Origin of the sequence: Streptomyces vulcanius, assembly GCF_042653945.1 — a bacterium.
Lineage (GTDB): Bacteria > Actinomycetota > Actinomycetes > Streptomycetales > Streptomycetaceae > Streptomyces > Streptomyces mangrovi.
Genome location: NZ_JBHSFK010000010.1, coordinates 13,340 through 34,588 on the forward strand (window position 1 = coordinate 13,340; position 21,249 = coordinate 34,588).

The window sequence follows — 21,249 nt, forward strand, 5'->3', positions numbered from 1 at the left end:
TCAGACGCTTCTCAGATGGCACCATGTCGCGGTGACCCACGCACGACAGCAGCACACGCGGCACCCCGTTCAAGTAGTCGCCCACCGCGGGGCCTCCGAAGAGGCCCCCGAGCACACTCTGGCCGCGTACAAGAAAGCGATCGAGGACGGTGCGGACGCCCTCGAGTGCGATGTACGGCTGACCGCGGACGGGCATCTCGTCTGTGTGCACGACCGACGTGTCAACCGTACGTCCAACGGCCGCGGCGCGGTCTCCGCACTGGAACTCTCCGATCTGGCGGGGCTGGACTTCGGCTCCTGGAAGACCCGCGAGGCACGCGAGGCATGGCACGCGCGCGACGAGGAGCCCGACTGGGAGTTCCGCCCCGAGGACCGCGAGGAGACCTCCGTACTGACCCTGGAGCGGCTGCTGGAGCTGGTCGCCGACGCCGGGCGCCGGGTGGAGCTGGCGGTCGAGACCAAGCATCCGACGCGCTGGGCGGGGCAGGTCGAGGAGCGGCTGCTGCTGCTCCTGAAGCGGTTCGGGCTGGACGCGCCGGCCTCGGCGGCCGAGTCGCCGGTGCGGATCATGAGCTTCTCGGCGCGTTCGCTGCATCGCGTGCGTGCCGCCTCGCCCCTGCTGCCGACCGTCTATCTGATGCAGTTCGTCTCGCCCCGGCTGCGCGACGGACGGCTGCCCGCGGGGGTACGGATCGCGGGCCCCTCGATGCGGATCGTGCGCAACCACCCGTCGTACGTCGAGCGCCTGAAGCGGGCGGGCCACCAGGTGCACGTGTGGACGGTGAACGAGCCCGAGGACGTGGCCCTCTGCGTCGAGCTGGGCGTCGACGCGATCATCACCAACCGCCCGCGCGCGGTGCTGCGCCAACTGGGCCGCTGAGACGGACGCTCACCAGCACGCTCCAGGCGCACTCCAAGCACACTCCCAAGCACACTCCAAATACCTCCCAATTAATCCCCAATTGCCCCTATAGGAAGTCACAGAAGTAACAGAAGCCCCATCCGCACCTCTTGACCACACAGTTCGGCATGAACCATCCTCCAATCTCAGCCAGACCGCAGAAATCCAGCCATACGCTGACAGGCCCCTCACAGGGAGTGCTCCGGCGCGTTCGGTCCGTATTCGATCGGGGCGAATGCGTCTGAGGACATGGATTGGCCGGTTTCCGGTACAGGCCAATGGGGCATCCACACCGTGGCGTGGGGCGAAGGAGGTCTCGGGGGTGGCGTTGGTGGTGGCACAGGAGGTGCCCACGTCCTCAAGCATGGCCGTACCCCATGGCCCTGCGGGAGTGGGGAAGGCGAGACACCGCATGCGTGATCAGCTGCGCAGCGGCGGGGTGTCGGAATCGGTCATCGAAGATGCCGTACTGATCCTTTCCGAACTTTTGAGCAACGCCTGCAAACACGGCAGGCCCCTGGGCGACGCCCTCGCCGGGGACGGCGACGTACGCGCCGCGTGGCGGATGGAGACCGGCGGCCGGCTGGTCGTCGAGGTGACCGACGGCGGCGGCCCGACCCGTCCGGCACCGGGCACCCCCTCCGTCACCGCGCACGGCGGCCGTGGGCTGAACATCATCACGGCGCTGGCCGACGACTGGGGCGTCCGCGACGACGCCCGCGGCGAGGTCACGGTCTGGGTGCTGGTCCACGCGGACGTCCACGATCCCGACGCCGGCCGTCGGCGCGACGACTTCGCCTCCCGGGTCGCGGCCCCCTCGGTGGCGTCGATGCCGGGCCTGGACTTCACGGACGCGTTCGACGACATGGACTGACGGCACCGTCTGACTGCACGGACTGTCGGCACGGACTGACGGCACGGATTGACGGCACGGACCAGGGCCGGGACCAGGACCGGGAAACCCGAGGCCGGCGGCCGAAGACCGGAGACCAGGACCTGCCCGGCCCCGGCCCCGGACACGCGGGATGCCCCCGGACGCACGGGCCACCTGGCCTCGGCCCGGACCAGCGCCCCCCCAGACGTACGACACACCCGCCCGCGGCCCCGGCAGGCGCTCCCATCCCTGCGGCCACCCGCGGCAAGCGGCCCTCCCGGCCCTGCGGCCAACCGCGGCCAACCGCCCCCGCGCGCCCGGCATCCCGTTTTCCACAGGCGCCCCGTTGTCCACAGGTTCCCGTGGTCGCGCGTATGAGCGGCTAGGCTCCCGCCCGTACCAGACGAGCCGTACCCGGGAGACACCCAGATGGCCAAGAAGCGACCCCAGACGAAGGCCGGCCGGCCGCAGCTCACGGACGGGGAGATCCCGGTCGTCGGCGCCCGGGAACCCTGCCCCTGTGGCAGTGGCCGCCGCTACAAGGCCTGTCACGGCCGGGCCGCCGCGCATGCCGCGACCGAACTGGTGCAGCGCCCCTTCGAGGGTCTGCCGGGCGAGTGCGACTGGGTGGCGCTGCGCGAGCTGGTGCCGGCGGCCACGGTCGAGCTGAATCTGAAGGACGGCCTGCCCGAGGGCGTTCCCTCGGTCACGCTCGCAACGGTCCTGCCGATGGCCTGGCCGGCGCTGCGCCGCGACGACGGCTCCATCCTGCTCGGCCTGCAGAACGACACGCCGTCCGGCGACATCAGCCGTGACCTCGCGGACACCCTGCGGCGGGCCCTGGAGGCGGAGCCGGGTACTCCGGTGCAGGCCAGGCGTGCCCCGGCGGACGGTCCGCGGATGCAGGATCTCCTCGACCCCGCAGGCGTGTTCGAGCCAGTTGTACACAGCGGTTTCGAGTTCTGGGTGCCGGATCCGGAAAACGCCGCTCCGGACGTGGCCGCCTCCCTGGAGCGGGCCAACGCGGCGGCGATCCCGACTGTGAAGCTGTCCGGTGTGGACGCCGCGTACTGGTGCGAGACCCCCGACAAGAACCACCTGCGCTGGGTCATGCCGCACCCGGAGGAGCGGCTTCTGGACGCTCTCGCGCGGCTGCACGCGGCGGGCGGCGCCGGCCTCGGCGAGGGCACCCGTCTGGTGGGTTCCTTCCGGGCCCACGGCCTGACGGTGCCCGTCTGGGACCTGCCGAGCGGGGTCTCGGCGGACGACGTGGAGAAGCCGGCCGCCGAGTTCGCCGAGCGGCTCGCCACCGCGCTGGCCTCGGACGCACCGCTCACCGCGGAGGAGCGTCGCGCGCGCGGCGGACTGACCAACCGACAGGTCACGCTCAGCTGAGGCACAAGGGGTGGAGCGGGGCGCATGTGACGTGACTCCGCTCACAACTCCCGCCTGCACAAGGCGAGTCGGCGCCAGAAACCGCCGATCAACAGGTGTCCGAAAGCCCGATGAAAACAAGAGATCGAATTTGCTTGGAGCCGATCTCTTGTTACCGTTCCAATAGCCCGGTTGCTGGTGCATCCCCCGTCGCCAGCAACCGGGTTTTTTCCTGCGCGGCCCACCTCGACGGATCTCTGTCGGGCGTCAACTGCCGCCGTCGGACGCGGAGTTGCTGCCGGAGCGCAGCAACAGCGGCCCGGTCCCCCCGTCATTCGAGAACTCGGTGACCGCCGTGTACGCGTCCAGCCCGCCCCGGGTGCGCTCACGGGGCGTCTCACAGGCCCCCGGCTCGTCCTCGGCGCCCACGGCGCACCGCATCTGTACCGTGCGCCCCTCGGGCGCCATGAGGCTCAGGACGGCCTCCAGGACGCGGCCGGTGACGTTGCGGTAGTAGGTGCGCGCCCAGGTGTCCTCGCCCTGGGTCAGCACACAGGTCTGCGCCTCGACGCCCTCGGGTGAGGTGAGTTCGGGACCGCAGCGGACGGCGGTGGCCAGGCCGAGGCCGAGCCGCAGCGGAGAGCGCGAAGGCGCGGCCGACGACGCCCTGGGATTCGTAGCGCCGTCGCGGCCGTCACCACCGTCGTCCGCCGTGTCCCTCTCGTCGGAGGACGTGAGGGACCCCACGACGGAGCGCGCGGCGGACCGTACGTCCGACCGCCCCTCGTCCCCGGTCTGCCCCGCGGACGCCATGGCCAGAGGCAGTGCGAGCGCGCAGGCCACGACGCCGCCGAGGGCAACGAGACGAAGGTTCATACGCGGAAGATAAGGGGCGCACCCGGTCGTACCGCCCGGCGCGCGCCCGACACCCCTACAACTCGGGAGCGCTCACACCCGTACGAGTGAGGGCGTCGACGACCGCGTCGACCACGGCCTCGACGTCGGGCACCCAGGGGGAGGACGAGCCGGGCAGCGGCGCGCGCTCCCAGCGGATGTCGCCGCGGCCCGTCTCGGACGGCGGCAGGGCGAGGTAACCGCCCTCACTGTGGAAGCGGAGGGAGCCGGGGACGAAGTCCTTGGCGTACAGGAGTTCGCCCAGCTGCTCCATGGAGTAGGGCCGGACGAGGATCGCCCAGCGGGTGGGCGCGGCGACGACCGGGCCCAGCCGCATGCCCTGCCGGTCCAGCGCCACGAGCGCGCGGGAGGCGGCGAGAGCGGGCAGGCTGACCGCGCAGGGGGCCGTGCCCCCCGTGGCCAGGATGATCGGCGCGGCCGGCCGGTTCTTCCACCACCAGCGCACCATGCGGGCGTCGGTGGTGGCCGCGAGGAGGCCGGGGTCGAAGGGGTGAGCGCCGGGCATCGCGCACTCGGGGTCGGGGCATCCGCAGCGGGAGGTACTCCGCCGGTCCGCCGTCACACCCGGGAGGACGGGCCACTGCCATTCCGTCGCGATGGTCAGGGCCGAGTCGAGCAACTCGAGCTCCTTACCGCTGCGCTGGGACAGGAGCCTGCGTCGCCTTCCGAGGATCTCGCGCATGTGCGCTCGTTCCTTTCCGTTGCACCGCTGGCAACACCGTGGGCCACATCACACCATGTGTCGATCACTTCACTGTGCATACCTGTTGGCGCATCACACCCCTGTCCGCGACCGTCCGCGACAAGGGGACCCCTGCGGGCCGAGTACTGGCTGCTTCCGCGGCCACTCCGCCGACTTGCTTCCGTCAAAAGCCTGGGCATGGCGTGGGGTGGCGAAGTCTGGCGTTTTGCCGTCCGGTGTATTTCTCTTCGCCTCCGCCACGGGAGGATGGGTCACGGTCGTCGGTGGATAGGACGCCCGGGTCGGTCACCAGGTTCCGGGTGGCTCCCAACGACCCCTGGCCCTTACCGAGTACGTACCCATCACGACCGCTGTGACGCTCCGTGGAGCAAACCCAGTCGACCGCAAACACCCGTTACCCGAGTCAGTTTTAAGCCAACTTTGCTTTTACACAAGGGGGCCGGAAGAACTGTGCCGTATTCCCCCCATAGGCCCCACGGACACCAGCGATCCCTACAGGACAATGCTGGACATCCCCTTACGAGTGCGTGTACATGTGGAGACACTGCTAGCGGCGCAGAATGACATGGGGGTTTGCGATGCTTTTGAGCAGAACGCTCCGGTCCGAGAGCCGGACGCCATGAACGCCCCTCACGCTCCGAAAGTGGCCGGAATCGATTCAACGGTTCCCTCGCCCGCACACACTGTCGCGCCCGCGCCCGCAGCCCCGGGCACCTCATCGGTCGCCACAGCCTCCTCCGGCCCGGGCGCCCTGCTGACGGACCGGCTCGCCGGCTGGGTGTCGGACCTCACGACCCTGCACGAACTGACCGAACGCCTGGCCCGGACGGACACCCTGGCCGAGGCCCAGATCGAACTGCTGCGCGCCGGAGCCGCCCTCGTGGGCGCCCGGCGCGGTCTCGTCGTGCTGGAACCCGCGGACGGGCTCGGCCCGGACTCCACGATCGGCCTGGGCCTCGGCCGCGCAGATCTGGGCCACATCGAGACCGTGCCGCGCACCGCCCTGTCCCACGGGCGCATCCTCGACGGGCTGCCCGGCGGCGACGGCGAGATCGCCGAACCCGACCTGTTCGCCGAGGACGGCCTGGACCCCCGCCACCGCGAGGTCGCCGCCCGCCTCGGCTACGCCGCCAGCTACGCCCTGCCCCTGGTCCCGGAAGGCGCCGGGGGACGGCTGGGAGCGGCCGTCTGGCTCTACGACGAGCCCGCCGAACCGGACGAACGCCGACGCCACCTGGTCGGCCTGTACGTCCGCTACGCCGCCGAGCACCTCGCCCGGCTGCTGGAGACCGAGCGCACACGCGCGTGCATGGCGACGATGGCCGAGGAACTGCTGCCGTCCCGGCTGCCCCGGGTGCCCGGCGTCCAGCTCGCGGCCCGGCACCGTACCGGCCCGCGCGGGGGCGGCGACTGGTACGACGCGCTGCCCCTGCCGGACGCGGCCCTGGGCCTCGCGGTCGGCTCGGTCACCGGATCCGGGCCGAGCGCCGTCGCCGCGATGGGCCGGCTGCGCGCCAGCCTGCGGGCGTACGCCGTGATGGAGGGCGAGGACCCGGTCGCCGTCCTGTCCGACCTGGAGCTGCTGCTGCGGCTGACCGAGCCCGCCCGCTCGGCGACCGCCCTGTTCGCCTACTGCGAACCCGCCCTGCGCAAGATCACCCTGGCCGGTGCGGGCCACTGTCCGCCGCTGCTGGTCGGCGAGCGGCGCACCGCGTTCGCGGAGACCTCCGTCTCCGCGCCGCTGGGCATGCTGGCCTGCTGGGAGGCGCCCAGCGTGGAGCTGGAGCCCGAGCCGGGCGAGACGGTTCTGCTTTACACCGACGGTCTGCTGCACCGCACCGGCGACCCCGTCGACCGCGCCTTCGCCCGCCTCCACGCGGCCGCCTCCGGTGTGCCGAAGGCGCTGCGCCACGACCCGGGCGCGATCGCCGACCATGTGCTGCGCACGGTCCTGCCGGACGGGCTCGCCGAGCGGCAGAGCGAGGAGGACGTGGTGCTGCTGGCGGCGCGGTTCGAGTGACCGGCCGGGAACGGTTCCGCTCGGAACGAACCCCCCTGGGCTCCCTTACGTACGACCGTACGATGGAGGGGGTTCAGTGCCGTATCGAGGAGGAAGACCGTGGCCGAAGAGCTCACCCCGGAGACCCCGGAAGAGAGCGCGGAAGAGCCCGTCAAGCAGCGCAAGAACAGCCTGTACCTGGGCGTCTCCGACGAACTGGCCGAGAACATGAAGTCCGGCTGGGCCGACACCGAGCTGCGGGACCTGGAGCCGATCCCCCAGGCCGCCGAGACCGCCGCCCGGCGCGCCGCGCTCTCCGCGCGCTTCCCCGGCGAGCGTCTGGTGGTCCCCGCGGGCAATCTGAAGACCCGTTCGAACGACACGGACTACCCGTTCCGCGCGTCGGTCGAGTACGCCTATCTGACCGGAAACCAGACCGAGGACGGTGTCCTGGTCCTGGAGCCCGTCGCCGACGGCCACAGGGCGACCGTCTACCTCCTGCCGCGCTCCGACCGCGAGAACGGCGAGTTCTGGCTCTCCGGCCAGGGCGAGCTGTGGGTCGGCCGGCGGCACTCGTTGAACGAGGCCGAGAAGCGGTGCGGCATCCCCGCCGCCGACGTCCGCGAGCTGGCCGGCACGCTGCGCGAGGCCACCGGCCCGGTACGCGTCGTACGCGGCTACGACGCCGGCATCGAGGCGGCCCTCACCGACAAGGTCACCGGCGAGCGCGACGAGGAACTGCGCGTCTTCCTCTCCGAGGCCCGTCTGGTCAAGGACGACTTCGAGGTCGGCGAGCTGCAGAAGGCGGTCGACTCCACGGTCCGCGGCTTCGAGGACGTCGTACGCGTGCTCGACAAGGCGGAGGCCACCTCCGAGCGCTACATCGAGGGAACGTTCTTCCTCCGGGCGCGCGTGGAGGGCAACGACATCGGTTACGGCACCATCGCCGCCGCCGGGCCGCACGCCTGCACGCTGCACTGGGTACGCAACGACGGGCCGGTGCGCTCGGGCGACCTGCTCCTGCTGGACGCGGGCGTCGAGACGCACACGTACTACACCGCCGACGTCACCCGCACGCTGCCGGTGAACGGCCGCTACACCGAGGTCCAGAAGAAGGTCTACGACGCGGTGTACGAGGCCCAGGAGGCCGGTATCGCGGCCGTCAAGCCGGGTGGCAAGTACCGCGACTTCCACGACGCGGCGCAGCGCGTGCTGGCCGAGAAGCTGGTCGAGTGGGGGCTGGTCGAGGGCCCGGTGGAGCAGGTGCTGGAGCTCGGCCTCCAGCGCCGCTGGACGCTGCACGGCACCGGGCACATGCTCGGCATGGACGTCCACGACTGCGCCGCCGCGCGCGTGGAGTCGTACGTCGACGGCACGCTGGAGCCGGGGATGGTGCTGACCGTCGAGCCCGGGCTGTACTTCCAGGCCGACGATCTGACCGTGCCCGAGGAGTACCGGGGGATCGGCGTGCGGATCGAGGACGACATCCTCGTCACGGCGGACGGCAACCGGAACCTGTCGGACGGGCTCCCGCGCCGGTCCGACGAGGTCGAGGCGTGGATGGCCGGCCTGAAGGGCTGACATCCGGCATCGCCGGTCGGTGGCTCTGTGTGTGTCACTCCCACCGACCGGCGGCTGTCAGACGACCGGCAGCGCGTCCACGAACAGCGCGCCCGCCAGGAGGCCCGCGCTGCCGCGTGGGCTCCACGCGCGCGTGTGGAGATCGGCGTCGAGGGCGGCGAGCGCGTCGCGGCCCGCCTCCGTCGCCGTACCGCCCGCTTCCAGGACGCCGCGGGCGCCCGCCTGGACATGGCGCAGGCCCAGGGGGCCGGCGGTGTGCAGGAGTTCGGTGTCCTGGAGCGTGGACATCACGGTGAGCAGCGCGTCGAGGCGCGCCTCCGGCTCGCCCGCACCGGCCCGGCGGGCCTTGGCGAGGGCGTCCAGGGCACGCCGTACATGCGGGAATCCGGCGCGCGCCTCGCCCCGGGCGCCCGCGGCGCCGTACTTCGCGGACACCGACGAGCCGCGGGACGGCCGCCGTGGCGCGCCCTTGTCGGGATGGGCGGCGATCCGCTTGGCGGTCGCGGTGATCTCGGCCCCACGCGCGCGTGGGTCGAGCGCGGCGGCCGAGACCAGCAGGCCCAGCGTCCACAGGGCGCCCCGGTGGCCGCCGCCGGCCAGGCCCACCGAATGCTCGGTGCAGCGGCCTATCGCGCCCAGTTCCGCGCGGAGCCGGGGCGTCGCCTCGCCGGTGCGGCGGGCGGCGGCGGCCATCGCCGCGAGGCCGGGTGAGAGCGCCTTGGCCGACCAGCGCAGCCCGCAGTGGTCCCGGCGGGTGACACGGGCGTCCAGGTCACGGGGGTCGGGCAGGCCCGGCTTGGGGGCCAGGGCGAGCTGACCGGTCAGCGCGGCCACGGCGGCCTGCGCGAGCACGTCGTCCTCACGGCGGGTCATGGGGCCCTGCCTCAGGAGGATGCCGAGGCGGAGGGGGCGTCGCTCGGCGGGGTGCCCGTCGGCGCGTCGCTCGGGGGAGTTCCTCCGCCGCCGCCGCTGCCGGCGCCGGTGTTCTCCGCGTCGGGGTCGACGCCGAGGGTGAGGAAGCCCTTGTAGCCCTTGGAGGGGTCCTTCTTGTGGACGGCCTTGAGGGTCAGCAGTCCGCTGGAGGCGCCGCCGCCGTCGTAGACCATGTCGTTGTCGAGGGTGGTGTAGCTGCCGGAGTGCTTCGAGTACGGCTCCAGGGTGAAGATCTCCTCGGCGATGGCGTCGTCGAAGAAGAACTGGCCGGTGTAGTTGACCTTGCCGCCCTCGTAGGTGCCGTCCTCCTTCTCGCCGCCGGTGTGCACCTTGACGTGGATGTGGCAGGTGCGGGGCGTGTACCAGCCGGGGAAGATCGTCTCGAACTTGACGACCCCGTTGGCGTTGGCGACCTGGTAGCCGCGCAGATAGGTGCTGTCGTTGGCGGTGGAGCCGTCCTCGCTCTCGGCGGGGGCCGAGCCGCCGGGGTTGGCGGTGGTGTAGCCCGAGTAGTACCCCCAGGCGTCGCAGTGCCAGATCTCGACCGCGGCGCCCTTGACCGGCGTGCAGCCGTCGGTGGCGTCGACCACGGTGAGGCGCAGGGTGAGCGGTACGCCGCTCTTGCCCTCGGTGATGTCCTTCCGCACCAGGGCGCCGTCGAGGTAGTAGGGCCCTTCCGTGACGCTGCTCATCAGCGTCATGCACGCGCTGCTGGTGGAGGTGGCGTCCGCGGTCGCCTCGGCGCCTGTCCCGGTGTCGGCGAACGCCGACTGGTAGCCCGCGACGGCGAGTCCGCCGGCCGCGACCGTACCGCCCGTCACCACGAGCGCGCGGCGCCGGGTGATGCTGGTGTCCTTGTGGTTTCCCGTCATGACCAGGAAGTTAGGAACGCAGGCAATCAGCGGGCTGAAAGAACGCTGAGAGGAACCTGTGAGTGCTGAGGAAGCTGAAGTCCCCCGTACGTCAGGTGAACTGACGCGCCGTCATACGGCCATCAAGGGTGCGTCCTCGCGCCACTTGAGCAGCTTGTCGAAGCTGACGACGGCTCCGTTGTGCCCGGGCATGTTGCCGATGTGGACGTGATCGGCGAGTTCCTGGATGAGGTGGAGTCCGCGGCCCTGTTCGGCGTACCCGGGCGCGACGGCGGGGCGGACGGCCTTCTCCGCTCTCTCGCCGGTGAAGCCCGGGCCCGAGTCGGCGACCTCGATACGACACTTCTCGCCGTCCAGATAGGCGGTCACCCGGTACGCCTCCGAACGGCCGCCGCGCGCGCCGTCCCCACCGTGCTCGACGGCGTTGGCACAGGCCTCGCTCAGGGCGACGGAGAGGTCGTAACTGACGTCGGGATCCACGCCCGCCGTCTCCATGGTGCCGATCAGCAGCCGGCGGGCGAGCGGGACGCTCGCGGCTTCACGCCGCAGATGGAGTGACCACCAGATGCTCATGCTCCAGCCTCCTGGCCGCGGCTCGACATACCGATACGTATTGCCGCCCACGCGCCTGTATAAGCGCGATTTCCGCGTGACGCCGCCCATACGGCGGATGCGACCAGAGCCGGAATCGGTGTATGTGCACCCCAGAGGGCATCGGTCGTACCAGTCACATCAGAATATGATCTTCCAATTTTTACCATGACGTACCGCACCGTACGGAACCTTGTGGACCTGCCGTATGGCGTCCGTAAGGCCAGTGCGATGATGAGCCCGCCATGAGTGCCCCCCACCCGCGCCCGGTGCGTTCCGGACGCGACGTCGACGTCCGCCTGCTGCGGGCCGCGGTGTTCGCCGCGGTCTGCGTCGTGCTGGCCGCCGCAGGGCACGCACTGGCCTCCTGCGCCACGGTTCCGCTGTGGACGCTGACCGTCGGCTTCCTGGGCGTCCTCGCGGCCGTGGTGCCGCTTGCCGGGCGCGAGCGCTCGCTGCCGGGCATCGCGGCGCTGCTCGCGGTCGGACAGACCGTGCTGCACACGCTGTTCGGGGTCGGGCAACTCGCGCACAGCGGTACGACGACCGTGGCGTCCTCCGCCGCGGCCTCCGACGCGACGCTGGTGGCACGCGCGGCCCGGCTGGTCTGTGGGGCCACGGCGGCGCCGATCAGCCCCGCGCGGGCCCGCAGCATGCTCATCGAGGCCCGGCTCTACACCGGCGATCACGGCACCGGGTCGCAGACGGACCCGATGGCCGGCATGAGCGGCATGGGCGGAATGGGTGGTGCCATGCACCATCCGGCCGACGCCCTGTCCACCGCCGCCGGCTCGTCGATGTCCCTGCTGCCGTCCCTGCCCATGCTGCTCGCCCACGTCCTCGCCGCCCTGGCCACCGGCTGGCTGCTGCGGCGCGGCGACGCGGCACTGCGGCGGCTGATCCAACTGTCGGCGCACGGCATCGCCGAGGGAGCCCTCGTACGGTCCCTGCGCGGGGCGCTCGCGCTGGTGCGCGCCCTGCTCGGGGGACTGCCCGCCACACCCGGTACGGAACCGCACGCCGCGCGTACGGCGTTCCGCGCGCCGCCGAAGCCCCGGACCAGCGCACTCCAGCACACGGTGATCAGACGCGGCCCGCCGGACGTATCCCTTTTCGTCCTCGCTGCCTGACGCGACACGACCAGCACTCCGTGGGAGGGGTGGCCGCTGTCGTACGGCACGCGCGCGTGCGTGTGTTTCGTCCCCGCGCGCCCCCCAACACCGCCGGACCTCACCCAGAGTGGAGTGCTCCTGTCATGCAGGTCTCTCGTAGCGTCTCTCGTACCACCGCTCGTCTCGCCGCCGCGGCGGCCGTCGCCGGTTCCGCCGTACTCGTGCTGTCCTCGCCCGCGTTCGCGCACGTCAGCGTGCAGCCGGACGGCACCGCCGCCAAGGGCGGCTACGCCCTGGTCAACTTCCGTGTCCCCAACGAGCGGGACAACGCCACGACCACCAAGCTCGAGGTCACCTTCCCGGCCGACCACCCGCTCGCCTCGGTGATGCCGGAGCAGATCGACGGCTGGAAGATCGCCGTCACCAAGAGCAAGCTCGCCAAGCCGCTGGAGATGCACGGGCGGCAGATCACCGAGGCCGTCACCAAGGTGACCTGGACCGCCGAGGACAAGGGCATCGCGACCGGCTTCGTCCAGCGCTTCCCGGTCTCCATGGGCGCCCTGCCCGACGACGCCGACGAACTGGTCTTCAAGGCGATCCAGACGTACTCCAACAAGGAAGTCGTCCGCTGGATCGAGGTGCAGGAGAACGGCGCCGAGGAGCCGGAGAACCCGGCGCCCGTGCTCGCCCTCTCCGACGCCGCCGAGGACGAGCACGCCCACGGCGCGACCGCGGAGAAGGCTTCGGACGAGGCCGAAGACGCCGAAGCCGCGGCCGCGACGACCGAGGCCGCCGACTCCTCCGGCGGCACCGACACCACCGCCCGCGTCCTCGGCGTGGTCGGCATCGTCGTCGGCGCCGCGGGAGTGGCGTACGGCGTGCTGGCCGGACGCCGCCGGACGCCCGCGGAGTCCTGAGTCCCGGGCCCGGCCCACCTGCCCGACCCACCCTGCTCGACCGCCTGCGCACCGGGGCACCAGGGCTCGTGCCCAAGACCCCGGTGCGCGACGCAGTACACATATCTGGGACATTTTTCTATGCGTAAGAAGACGCTCGCCGTGGCCGCGCTGCTCGCCGCCGCCACCTTCACCCTCTCCGCCTGCGGCAACGGGGACAGCGACACCGGCTCGGTCGCCTCAGTGGCCTCCGTCGACGAGGAGGGCGGCTCGCAGCAGGCCGCCACGGTGCTCGACCAGCCCTTCGCCAAGCCCGACCTGGTCCTCACCGACACCCAGGGCAAGTCGTACGACCTCCGCAAGGAGACCAAGGGCCACCCCACCCTGATCTACTTCGGCTACACCAACTGCCCGGACGTCTGCCCGCTGACGATGAGCAACATCGCCGTCGCCAAGAAGCAGCTGTCCAAGGCCGACCAGGACGACCTGCGCGTGGTGTTCGTCACCACCGACCCGGACCGGGACACCCCGGCCGCACTCGGCAAGTGGCTCAAGGGCATCGACCCCCAGGACGTCGGCCTGACCGGCAAGTTCGCCACCATCCAGGCCGCCGCGCGCAGCCTGGGCATCTCCGTCGAGCCGCCGCACAAAGACAAGAACGGCAAGATGGTCTCCACCCACGGCACCCAGGTCGTCGCCTTCTCCCCGAAGACGGACGGCGGGTACCTGCTGTACGGCGAGGACGCCACGGTCGACGACTACACCAAGGACCTGCCCAAGATCGTCAAGGGGCAGAACCCGTGAGGTACCTCGCCGGGAGCAGCGCCGTCTTCGCCGCGGCGCTCCTTCTGACGGGCTGCGGTTCGGACTCCGACGGCAAGGCGGAACTGTCCGTCGAGTCCGCCTACATACCGCAGCCGGTCTCCGACACCATGGCCGCCGGTTTCCTCACCGTCGTCAACAAGGGCGGCGCGAAGGACGAGCTGACCTCCGTCACCAGCGCCGTCGCGGGCAGCGTGACCCTCCACGAGACCGTCGGGTCGTCGATGGAGGAGGTCGGCTCCCTGGATGTGCCCGCGCACGGTCAACTCGTGTTCAAGAGCGGTGGAAACCACCTGATGTTCGAGAAGCTGAAGCGCAAGCCGGTGCGGGGCGAGACGGTCGACGTCGAACTGCACTTCGCCGGATCCGGCCCCCTGAAGGTCGAGATCCCGGTGGAGTCAGCCGTGTACAACCCCAAGACCGGCCACTGAGGGAGGGACCACCGTGAGGCAGACCATCGCCCCCCGCGTCCGGATGATCGTGCTGCTGTTCCTGGCGGTCACCGGTGCGCTCCTGGCCGGCGCGGGACCGGCCGCCGCGCACGCCGCGCTGACCGGCAGCGACCCCCAGCAGGGGGTGGTGGTCGACAAGGCTCCCACCCAAGTGACGCTGACCTTCTCCGAGACCGTCTCCCTGAACGACGACTCGCTGCGCGTCCTGGACCCCAAGGGCGCCCGGGTCGACGAGGGCAAGCCGTCCAACGTCAGCGGCACGTCGTACGCCGTCCAGCTGCACTCGGGGCTGCCCGACGGCACGTACACCGTGACCTACCAGGTGGTGTCCGCCGACAGCCACCCGGTCGCCGGCGCCTACACCTTCTCCATCGGCTCCGCCTCCAAGACCAGCGTCTCGGTGTCCGACCAGACCGCGGGCGGCGGGGTCGTCGGCTGGCTCTACGGCTTCGGGCGGTACATGTCGTACGCCGGGTTCATCGTGCTGGCCGGCGGGGCCGCCTTCGTCCTGGCCTGCTGGCAGCGCGGCACCGGAGTGCGGGCGATGCAGCGGTTCGTGGTCTCCGGCTGGCTCGCGATGACCGCCGCCACGCTGTTCCTGCTGCTCCTGCGCGGCTCGTACACCACCTCCGGGAAGTTCGGGGACATCTTCGACCTGGAGCTGCTCGGCCAGGTCCTGCAGACCAAGACGGGCGCGGCGCTCGTCTCCCGGCTGCTGCTGCTCGCCGCGGCGGCGCTCTTCATCGCCGTGCTCTTCGGCGCGTACGACAAGCGGGAGGACGAGGAGAAGCGGGACCTGACCTTCGGGCTCGCGGTCGGCGGAACCGTGGTGGCCGCGGGGCTCGCGGCGAGCTGGGCGATGGCCGAGCACGCCTCGACCGGCCTCCAGCCGGGCATCGCGATGCCGGTCGACGTCCTGCATCTGCTGGCCGTCGCCACCTGGCTGGGCGGACTCACCGCGCTCCTCGTCGCCCTGTACCGGGCGCCCGCGGACCGGCCCGTCGAGGCCACCGCCGTCCACCGCTTCTCCCAGGTCGCCTTCGGCAGCGTGATCACCCTCGTGGCGACCGGCGTCTACCAGTCCTGGCGCCAGCTCGGCTCCTGGTCCGCCTTCACCGACACCCGCTACGGCCAGCTGCTCCTCGTCAAGATCTGCCTGGTGGCCCTGCTCGTCGGCGTCGCGTGGATCTCCCGACGGTGGACCGCGCGACTGGCCGACACGGCTGGTACCGCCGCCGGTACGGCCGGTACGACGGTCAAGGCGGCGGTACGGAAGTCCGCGCCCGAGAAGGAGCACGTCACGGCCCCGGCCGGGGCCGGGGACAGCGCTGTGAAGGCGGGCGCGGGCGCCACGGCAGGCGGGAAGGGGGCTGCCAAGGCCGGCGACAGGACCGGTGGCAAGTCCGGCGGCGGGTCCGGCGGCAAGGCAGCCGGACCCGGTGCCGAGGACACCGAGCGGAGCGCCCAGCTCGCCCGGCAGCAGGCCGCCGTGGACGCGACGCGCGAGAAGCGGCTGCGGGACGCCGACCCGAACCGCTTCGGACTGCGCCGCTCGGTGCTCGCCGAGACCGGTGTCGCCGTCGTCCTCCTCGCCGTCACCACCGTGCTGACCTCCACCGAGCCCGGCCGTACGGAGCTGGACGCGGCCAAGGCGAACGCGACCTCCTCGTCGTCCTCGTCGTCTTCGGACTCCGGGGACTCCACCTCCGCCGCCGTGACCCTGGACATGTCCTTCGACACCGGTGGCACCGACGGCAAGGGGGTCGTCAGCGTCGAACTCAACCCCGCGCGCACCGGTGCCAATGAGATGCATGTCTATGTGACCCGGCCCAACGGCCGCGCTTTCGACATCCCCGAGGTCAAGGTCGCCTTCACCCTGGAGGCCAAGAAGATCGGCCCGCTGCCCGTCACGCCCGACCACATCGCCACCGGTCACTGGGCGGCGACCGGAGTGCAGATCCCCGTGGCGGGCGAGTGGAAGGTCGCCGTGACCGTACGGACCTCCGACATCGACCAGGTGACCGTCTCCAAGAACGCGCAGATCGGCTGAACCGCACCATGTCCGACCAGACCATCCCTCAGGCCGCCGCCCCGGAAGTCGGGCCGGAGGGCCCGCCGGCTCCCGACGGCCCGACCCGGCGCAGGCTGCTCGGCACCGCGGGTGCCACCGGGCTCGTGCTCGGCGCGGCGGGCGCGGCCGTGGGCTATGTGTCCGCGCCCGCGCAGGCGACCCCGCTGTCCTCGATCGGCGCCGGGCAGGTGCCGTTTCACGTGAAACATCAGCCCGGCATCACCGAGGGCCTCCAGGCCCGCGGCCATCTCGTCGCCTTCGACCTCGCGGCCGGCGCCGGCCGCAAGGAGGCCGTCGCGCTGCTGCGCCGCTGGTCGGAGACGGCCCGGCGGCTGATGGCGGGCGAGGCGGCGCCGAACGACGACACGGACGTCGCCCGGGACGCCGGCCCCTCCTCGCTGACGATCACCTTCGGCTTCGGCAACAGCTTCTTCGCCCGCACCGGCCTGGAGAAGCAGCGCCCGGTCGCTCTGGACCCGCTGCCGGACTTCTCCTCCGACCATCTCGACAAGGCCCGCAGCAACGGTGACCTGTGGGTGCAGATCGGCGCGAACGACGCCCTGGTCGCCTTCCACGGCCTGCGCGCGATCCAGAAGGACGCGGGCAGTGCGGCGAAGGTCCGCTGGCAGATGAACGGCTTCAACCGCACCCCGGGGGCGACCGCCCATCCCATGACGGCCCGCAATCTGATGGGCCAGATGGACGGCACCCGCAATCCCAAGCCGACCGAGTCCGACTTCGACCAGCGCATCTTCGTCCCGGCGTCGAGCAAGAAGGACCCGGCGTGGATGGCCAACGGCTCCTACGCCGTCGTACGCCGGATCAGGATGCTCCTCGACGATTGGGAGAAGCTGTCGCTCACGGCGCAGGAGCAGGTCGTCGGGCGCCGCAAGGCCAACGGGGCGCCGCTGTCGGGCGGCGACGAGACGACCGCGATGGACCTGGAGAAGACGGACGCGAACGGCGATCTGGTCGTCCCGCTCAACGCCCATGCCCGCATCACCCGCCCCGACCAGAACGGCGGCGCGGCCATGCTGCGGCGGCCCTTCTCCTACCACGACGGCATCGACGTGGACGGCACCCCGGACGCGGGCCTGCTGTTCGTCTGCTGGCAGGCGGACCCACTGCGCGGCTTCGTCACCGTGCAGCGCAAGCTGGACCGAGGCGACGCCCTGTCGAAGTACATCCGCCACGAGGCGAGCGGCCTGTTCGCGGTCCCGGGCGGGGCGGCGCAGGGCGAGTACGTCGGCCAGGCCTTGCTGGAGGCCTGAGGCTCCGCGGATTCATTCCTGCGAGGGGCGCCGACGAGACACGCCCGTCTGCTTCCACAAGGGCCATTAGGGTGAGGTCATGCCAGCCAGCTATGCGTATCTCGGTCCTGAGGGCACCTTCACGGAGGTCGCCCTCCGCACGCTTCCGGAGACCGCCACCCGGCAGCTGATCCCCTATGTGTCCGTGCAGTCGGCGCTCGACGCCGTGCGCGGCGGGGAGGCCGAGGCCGCCTTCGTGCCGATCGAGAACTCCGTCGAGGGCGGGATCACCACCACGCTCGACGAACTCGTCGCGGGCACACCGCTGATGATCTACCGCGAGGTGCTGCTGTCGATCACCTTCGCGCTGCTGGTCCGGCCCGGCACCGAGTTGTCGGCCATCAAGACGGTCTCGGCGCATCCGGCGGCCCAGCCGCAGGTGCGCAACTGGCTGAAGGCGAACCTCCCGGAGGCCCTGTGGGAGTCGGCGGCCTCGAACGCGGACGCCGCCCGGCTGGTCCAGGAAGGCCGCTACGACGCCGCCTTCGCCGGTGAGTTCGCCGCGGCCCGGTACGGCCTCACGGCCCTGGAGACCGGGATCCACGACGCGGAGAACGCCCAGACCCGGTTCGTGCTGGTGGGCCGACCGGCCCGGCCCGCGGCACCGACCGGCGCGGACAAGACGTCGGTGGTGCTGTGGCAGCGCGACGACCACCCCGGCGGCCTGCGTGACCTGCTGGGTGAGTTCGCGACCCGGGGCATCAACCTCATGCTGCTCCAGTCCCGGCCGACCGGCGCCGGCATCGGCAACTACTGCTTCTGCATCGACGCCGAGGGCCATATCTCCGACCGCCGGGTGGCGGACACGCTGACCGGGCTGAAGCGGATCTGCCGCGATGTCCGTTTCCTCGGCTCGTACCCGAGGGCGGACGTGGTGAGCGCGGCGGACGTACCGGCTCCGCTGCCCGGGACCTCGGACGAGGCGTTCATGTCGGCGGCGGACTGGGTGGCGCGCTGCCAGGACGGCCGTTTCTGACAGTCGTACGTTCGGCTCTGCGTTATCCACAGAAGTTATCCACAGGCCTCCTTCTCGACCTGGGGACAAGTCGACACCGCAGCACTGCACAGTCGACAAATCGCCCTGTGACGCACAGGTGTCGACCGCGCTCGACACCTCACCCTTCGTCCACTTGTTTCCTTTGATCAATCCTTTGGGGCGACCCATTTCCACCCGAAAGTGGGTGCGAGAGGGGTTTGAGCACAGGATTCGCCACCCCTCGGCACGCCCCCGCAATGATCGAATCCAATGTCCACAGACCTTTCGCACACCCTGTGGATAACTCGCTCGGGGTGTGGATTCCTGTGGACAACTCCGCCTCCAAGTACCGCTCCCCACAGGGAAATCGAGTCAACGCGGCGCCCGCCGCATGCCCCGTCCCAGTTAGTGAGACACTTTTTCTTGACACACTCGGCAATTTCCGCATAACAGAACGTAAGGGACAATTCATTACACACTGCACGTGCGCGGCACAGGCCGTCACACGCTCATCACACGCTTCGGAATAGTGAGTCGTGAGCCGCAACCCCGCACCGGTAGCCTTGACCGCGTGATTGACCTTCGCCTGCTCCGTGAGGACCCCGACCGTGTGCGCGCGTCCCAGCGCGCCCGTGGAGAGGACGTCGCGCTCGTCGACTCCCTCCTGTCCGCCGACGAGCGGCGCAGGTCGTCCGGCGTCCGCTTCGACGAGCTGCGCGCCGAGCAGAAGTCGCTCGGCAAGCTCATCCCCAAGGCCGCCGGAGACGAGAAGGCCGAGCTGCTGAAGCAGGCGAGCCAGCTCGCCGCGGACGTCAAGACCGCCGACGCCGAGCGCGACGCGGCCGACGCCGAGACCCATGAGCTTCTGCTCCGGCTCGGCAACCTCGTCCACCCGGACGTGCCCGTGGGCGGCGAGGAGGACTTCGTCACCCTGGAGACGCAGGGCACGATCCGCGACTTCGGCGCCGAGGGCTTCGAGCCCAAGGACCACCTGGAGCTCGGCCAGCTGCTCGGCGCGATCGACGTGGAGCGCGGCGCGAAGGTCTCCGGCTCCCGCTTCTACTTCCTGACCGGCGTCGGCGCCCTGCTGGAGCTGGCCCTGGTCAACGCGGCGATCGCCCAGGCCACGGCGGCCGGCTTCACGCCGATGCTCACCCCGGCGCTGGTCCGCCCGCAGTCCATGGCCGGCACCGGCTTCCTCGGCCAGGCGGCCCAGGACGTCTACCACCTCGACAAGGACGACCTCTACCTGGTCGGCACCTCCGAGGTCCCGCTCGCCGCGTACCACATGGACGAGATCATCGACGCGGACAAGCTCCCGCTGCGCTACGCGGGCTTCTCCCCGTGCTTCCGCCGCGAGGCCGGCTCGCACGGCAAGGACACCAAGGGCATCTTCCGCGTCCACCAGTTCGACAAGGTGGAGATGTTCTCCTACGTCTCCCCCGGCGACTCGGAGGCCGAGCACCAGCGCCTGCTGGAGTGGGAGAAGCAGTGGCTGACCTCGCTGGAGCTGCCGTTCCGCGTGATCGACGTCGCCACCGGAGACCTCGGCGCCTCGGCCGCCCGCAAGTTCGACTGCGAGGCGTGGATCCCGACGCAGGGCAAGTACCGCGAGCTGACCTCGACCTCGGACTGCACCGAGTTCCAGTCCCGCAGGCTGTCGATCCGGGTCCGCGAGGGCAAACAGGTCCGCCCGCTGGCCACGCTCAACGGCACGCTGTGCGCCGTCCCGCGCACCATCGTCGCCATCCTGGAGAACCACCAGCAGGCCGACGGCTCGGTGCGCGTGCCCGAGGTGCTGCGCCCCTACCTCGGCGGCCGTGAGGTCCTGGAACCGGTCACCAAGTGAGCGCCGAGTCTCCCTCCGGAGGGTTCCCGTACCAGCTGATCGCGACCGACCTCGACGGGACGCTCCTGCGCTCCGACGAGTCCATCTCGCAGCGCACCCGTGAGGCACTCGCCGCCACCACCGCGGCGGGTGCCGCGCACATCGTCGTCACGGGCCGCTCGGTCCCGTGGACCCGACACATCCTCGACGACCTCGGCTACCAGGGCCTCGCCGTCTGCGGTCAGGGCGCCCAGGTCTACGACGTCGGCGAGCACCGCCTGCTGACATCCGTCACCCTGGACCGCCAGCTGGGCGGGGTCGCCCTCGCGAAGATCGAGGCGGAGGTCGGCCCGCTGCATCTCGCGGCGAGCCGGGACGGCCTGGACGGCGAGGTACTGGTCAGCCCCGGCTACGCGGTCTCCGGCGTCCTTCCCTCGATCCCCCTCACGGACGCGTCCGACCTCTGGGCCGCCCCGCTGAACAAGATCTACATACAGCACCCGGCTCTCTCCGACGACGAACTCGCCGAGGCGGCCCGCCGTGCCGCGGGCGGCTTCGTCAGCGTCGCCATGGCCGGCGAGGGCATCGTGGAACTGCTCCCCCTGGGGTTGTCGAAGGCCACGGGCCTCTCCCTGGCGGCCCGGCGCCTGGGCCTCAAGGCAGCCGACACGATCGCCTTCGGCGACATGCCCAACGACATCCCGATGTTCGCCTGGTCCTCCCACGGCGTAGCCATGGCCAACGCCCACCAGGAACTGAAGGCGGTCGCCGACGAGGTGACCTCCTCGAACGAGGAGGACGGCATCGCGACGGTCCTGGAACGCCTGCTGGGTTAAGAGCGCCCGTTCGCCACAGACGATCAGGGGCGCGGGGCTGTATGAACATGCGGCTCCGCCGCGTGGGCGCGACCAGCAGTGACAACGTCTGTCCTCCGGGAGGGCGGCCCACGCGAGAGCGACATCGCGTGCTCGAAGCGGCCGCCCCGGGCAGCTCTCCGTGCGAACCGGGCTTTATGGAGGGGTAACTACTCCGAAGCCCG

At 71.1% G+C, this 21,249-nt stretch carries 19 protein-coding genes; 14 read left to right on the plus strand and 5 right to left on the minus strand.

The window, feature by feature from the left end; all coding sequences use genetic code 11:
* The first annotated feature begins 31 nt into the window (after positions 1 to 31).
* From ACFPIH_RS16805 to ACFPIH_RS16815, 3 genes are all read left to right on the plus strand, one after another.
* Complete coding sequence (locus tag ACFPIH_RS16805; RefSeq protein WP_381171264.1) at positions 32 to 880, plus strand: glycerophosphodiester phosphodiesterase; 849 nt, start codon at positions 32 to 34, stop codon at positions 878 to 880.
* Between the two features lie 256 nt (positions 881 to 1,136).
* Complete coding sequence (locus ACFPIH_RS16810; protein ID WP_381171262.1) at positions 1,137 to 1,775, plus strand: ATP-binding protein; 639 nt, start codon at positions 1,137 to 1,139, stop codon at positions 1,773 to 1,775.
* Positions 1,776 to 2,204: 429 nt separating this feature from the next.
* On the plus strand, positions 2,205 to 3,170 hold the full coding sequence (locus tag ACFPIH_RS16815; RefSeq protein ID WP_381171260.1) for a DUF5926 family protein: 966 nt from the start codon (positions 2,205 to 2,207) through the stop codon (positions 3,168 to 3,170).
* A 246-nt stretch (positions 3,171 to 3,416) separates the two neighbouring features.
* Here the strand turns inward: ACFPIH_RS16815 and ACFPIH_RS16820 are convergent, their stop codons facing one another.
* Positions 3,417 to 4,025, minus strand: a complete 609-nt coding sequence (locus ACFPIH_RS16820) for a hypothetical protein (protein ID WP_381171258.1) — start codon at positions 4,023 to 4,025, stop codon at positions 3,417 to 3,419.
* A 55-nt stretch (positions 4,026 to 4,080) separates the two neighbouring features.
* The gene (locus ACFPIH_RS16825) at positions 4,081 to 4,746 is read right to left on the minus strand and encodes a bifunctional DNA primase/polymerase (protein ID WP_381171256.1); all 666 of its coding nucleotides are present in this window, start codon (positions 4,744 to 4,746) and stop codon (positions 4,081 to 4,083) included.
* Positions 4,747 to 5,269: 523 nt separating this feature from the next.
* On the opposite strand from ACFPIH_RS16825, the gene ACFPIH_RS16830 reads away from it, so the two are divergent.
* Both ACFPIH_RS16830 and ACFPIH_RS16835 read left to right on the plus strand, forming a co-directional pair.
* A complete protein-coding gene (locus tag ACFPIH_RS16830; RefSeq protein ID WP_381171254.1) occupies positions 5,270 to 6,787 on the plus strand; it encodes a PP2C family protein-serine/threonine phosphatase in 1,518 nt (505 codons plus the stop codon).
* A 99-nt stretch (positions 6,788 to 6,886) separates the two neighbouring features.
* Positions 6,887 to 8,347 (plus strand): aminopeptidase P family protein, encoded by a 1,461-nt coding sequence (locus ACFPIH_RS16835; RefSeq protein ID WP_381171252.1) that lies wholly within the window; start codon positions 6,887 to 6,889, stop codon positions 8,345 to 8,347.
* A gap of 57 nt (positions 8,348 to 8,404) precedes the next feature.
* On the opposite strand, the gene ACFPIH_RS16840 is transcribed toward ACFPIH_RS16835, so the two are convergent.
* From ACFPIH_RS16840 to ACFPIH_RS16850, 3 genes are all read right to left on the minus strand, one after another.
* Positions 8,405 to 9,220 (minus strand): triphosphoribosyl-dephospho-CoA synthase, encoded by an 816-nt coding sequence (locus ACFPIH_RS16840; RefSeq protein WP_381171250.1) that lies wholly within the window; start codon positions 9,218 to 9,220, stop codon positions 8,405 to 8,407.
* 11 nt (positions 9,221 to 9,231) lie between these two features.
* Positions 9,232 to 10,152 (minus strand): intradiol ring-cleavage dioxygenase, encoded by a 921-nt coding sequence (locus ACFPIH_RS16845; protein WP_381171248.1) that lies wholly within the window; start codon positions 10,150 to 10,152, stop codon positions 9,232 to 9,234.
* A 111-nt stretch (positions 10,153 to 10,263) separates the two neighbouring features.
* Complete coding sequence (locus ACFPIH_RS16850) at positions 10,264 to 10,725, minus strand: ATP-binding protein (RefSeq protein ID WP_381171246.1); 462 nt, start codon at positions 10,723 to 10,725, stop codon at positions 10,264 to 10,266.
* A 263-nt stretch (positions 10,726 to 10,988) separates the two neighbouring features.
* Between ACFPIH_RS16850 and ACFPIH_RS16855 the strand changes: the two genes are divergently transcribed.
* The 9 genes from ACFPIH_RS16855 to ACFPIH_RS16895 all read left to right on the plus strand — a co-directional run bounded on the left by ACFPIH_RS16855 (position 10,989) and on the right by ACFPIH_RS16895 (position 21,046).
* Complete coding sequence (locus ACFPIH_RS16855) at positions 10,989 to 11,873, plus strand: hypothetical protein (RefSeq protein WP_381171244.1); 885 nt, start codon at positions 10,989 to 10,991, stop codon at positions 11,871 to 11,873.
* Between the two features lie 125 nt (positions 11,874 to 11,998).
* Positions 11,999 to 12,772 carry a YcnI family copper-binding membrane protein gene (locus tag ACFPIH_RS16860; protein ID WP_381171242.1) on the plus strand — a complete coding sequence of 258 codons (774 nt, stop codon included), beginning with the start codon at positions 11,999 to 12,001 and terminating at the stop codon, positions 12,770 to 12,772.
* 120 nt (positions 12,773 to 12,892) lie between these two features.
* Positions 12,893 to 13,555, plus strand: coding sequence for an SCO family protein (locus tag ACFPIH_RS16865; protein ID WP_381171240.1), 663 nt, complete (start codon positions 12,893 to 12,895; stop codon positions 13,553 to 13,555).
* On the plus strand, positions 13,552 to 14,004 hold the full coding sequence (locus ACFPIH_RS16870; RefSeq protein ID WP_381171238.1) for a copper chaperone PCu(A)C: 453 nt from the start codon (positions 13,552 to 13,554) through the stop codon (positions 14,002 to 14,004). Before ACFPIH_RS16865 ends, ACFPIH_RS16870 begins: the two co-directional genes overlap by 4 nt.
* A gap of 13 nt (positions 14,005 to 14,017) precedes the next feature.
* Positions 14,018 to 16,075, plus strand: coding sequence for a copper resistance CopC/CopD family protein (locus ACFPIH_RS16875; protein WP_381171236.1), 2,058 nt, complete (start codon positions 14,018 to 14,020; stop codon positions 16,073 to 16,075).
* An 8-nt stretch (positions 16,076 to 16,083) separates the two neighbouring features.
* Complete coding sequence (gene efeB / locus ACFPIH_RS16880) at positions 16,084 to 17,367, plus strand: iron uptake transporter deferrochelatase/peroxidase subunit (RefSeq protein ID WP_381171234.1); 1,284 nt, start codon at positions 16,084 to 16,086, stop codon at positions 17,365 to 17,367.
* Positions 17,368 to 17,446: 79 nt separating this feature from the next.
* Positions 17,447 to 18,382 carry a prephenate dehydratase gene (pheA, locus tag ACFPIH_RS16885; RefSeq protein WP_381171232.1) on the plus strand — a complete coding sequence of 312 codons (936 nt, stop codon included), beginning with the start codon at positions 17,447 to 17,449 and terminating at the stop codon, positions 18,380 to 18,382.
* Between the two features lie 571 nt (positions 18,383 to 18,953).
* Positions 18,954 to 20,231 carry a serine--tRNA ligase gene (serS, locus tag ACFPIH_RS16890; protein WP_381171230.1) on the plus strand — a complete coding sequence of 426 codons (1,278 nt, stop codon included), beginning with the start codon at positions 18,954 to 18,956 and terminating at the stop codon, positions 20,229 to 20,231.
* Positions 20,228 to 21,046 (plus strand): HAD family hydrolase, encoded by an 819-nt coding sequence (locus tag ACFPIH_RS16895; protein WP_381171228.1) that lies wholly within the window; start codon positions 20,228 to 20,230, stop codon positions 21,044 to 21,046. The genes serS and ACFPIH_RS16895 overlap by 4 nt, the downstream gene beginning before the upstream one ends.
* Positions 21,047 to 21,249 lie beyond the last annotated feature (203 nt).

Excerpts from the sequence above, each read along its gene's own strand:
- ACFPIH_RS16850 (WP_381171246.1), bottom strand. The coding sequence starts at position 10,725 with ATGAGCATCTGGTGGTCACTCCATCTGCGGCGTGAAGCCGCGAGCGTC.
- ACFPIH_RS16865 (WP_381171240.1), top strand. The coding sequence starts at position 12,893 with ATGCGTAAGAAGACGCTCGCCGTGGCCGCGCTGCTCGCCGCCGCCACC.
- ACFPIH_RS16855 (WP_381171244.1), top strand. The coding sequence starts at position 10,989 with ATGAGTGCCCCCCACCCGCGCCCGGTGCGTTCCGGACGCGACGTCGAC.
- ACFPIH_RS16825 (WP_381171256.1), bottom strand. The coding sequence starts at position 4,746 with ATGCGCGAGATCCTCGGAAGGCGACGCAGGCTCCTGTCCCAGCGCAGC.
- ACFPIH_RS16830 (WP_381171254.1), top strand. The coding sequence starts at position 5,270 with ATGCTGGACATCCCCTTACGAGTGCGTGTACATGTGGAGACACTGCTA.
- efeB (WP_381171234.1), top strand. The coding sequence starts at position 16,084 with ATGTCCGACCAGACCATCCCTCAGGCCGCCGCCCCGGAAGTCGGGCCG.
- ACFPIH_RS16860 (WP_381171242.1), top strand. The coding sequence starts at position 11,999 with ATGCAGGTCTCTCGTAGCGTCTCTCGTACCACCGCTCGTCTCGCCGCC.
- ACFPIH_RS16845 (WP_381171248.1), bottom strand. The coding sequence starts at position 10,152 with ATGACGGGAAACCACAAGGACACCAGCATCACCCGGCGCCGCGCGCTC.
- ACFPIH_RS16810 (WP_381171262.1), top strand. The coding sequence starts at position 1,137 with ATGCGTCTGAGGACATGGATTGGCCGGTTTCCGGTACAGGCCAATGGG.
- ACFPIH_RS16840 (WP_381171250.1), bottom strand. The coding sequence starts at position 9,220 with ATGACCCGCCGTGAGGACGACGTGCTCGCGCAGGCCGCCGTGGCCGCG.
- ACFPIH_RS16815 (WP_381171260.1), top strand. The coding sequence starts at position 2,205 with ATGGCCAAGAAGCGACCCCAGACGAAGGCCGGCCGGCCGCAGCTCACG.
- pheA (WP_381171232.1), top strand. The coding sequence starts at position 17,447 with ATGCCAGCCAGCTATGCGTATCTCGGTCCTGAGGGCACCTTCACGGAG.
- ACFPIH_RS16820 (WP_381171258.1), bottom strand. The coding sequence starts at position 4,025 with ATGAACCTTCGTCTCGTTGCCCTCGGCGGCGTCGTGGCCTGCGCGCTC.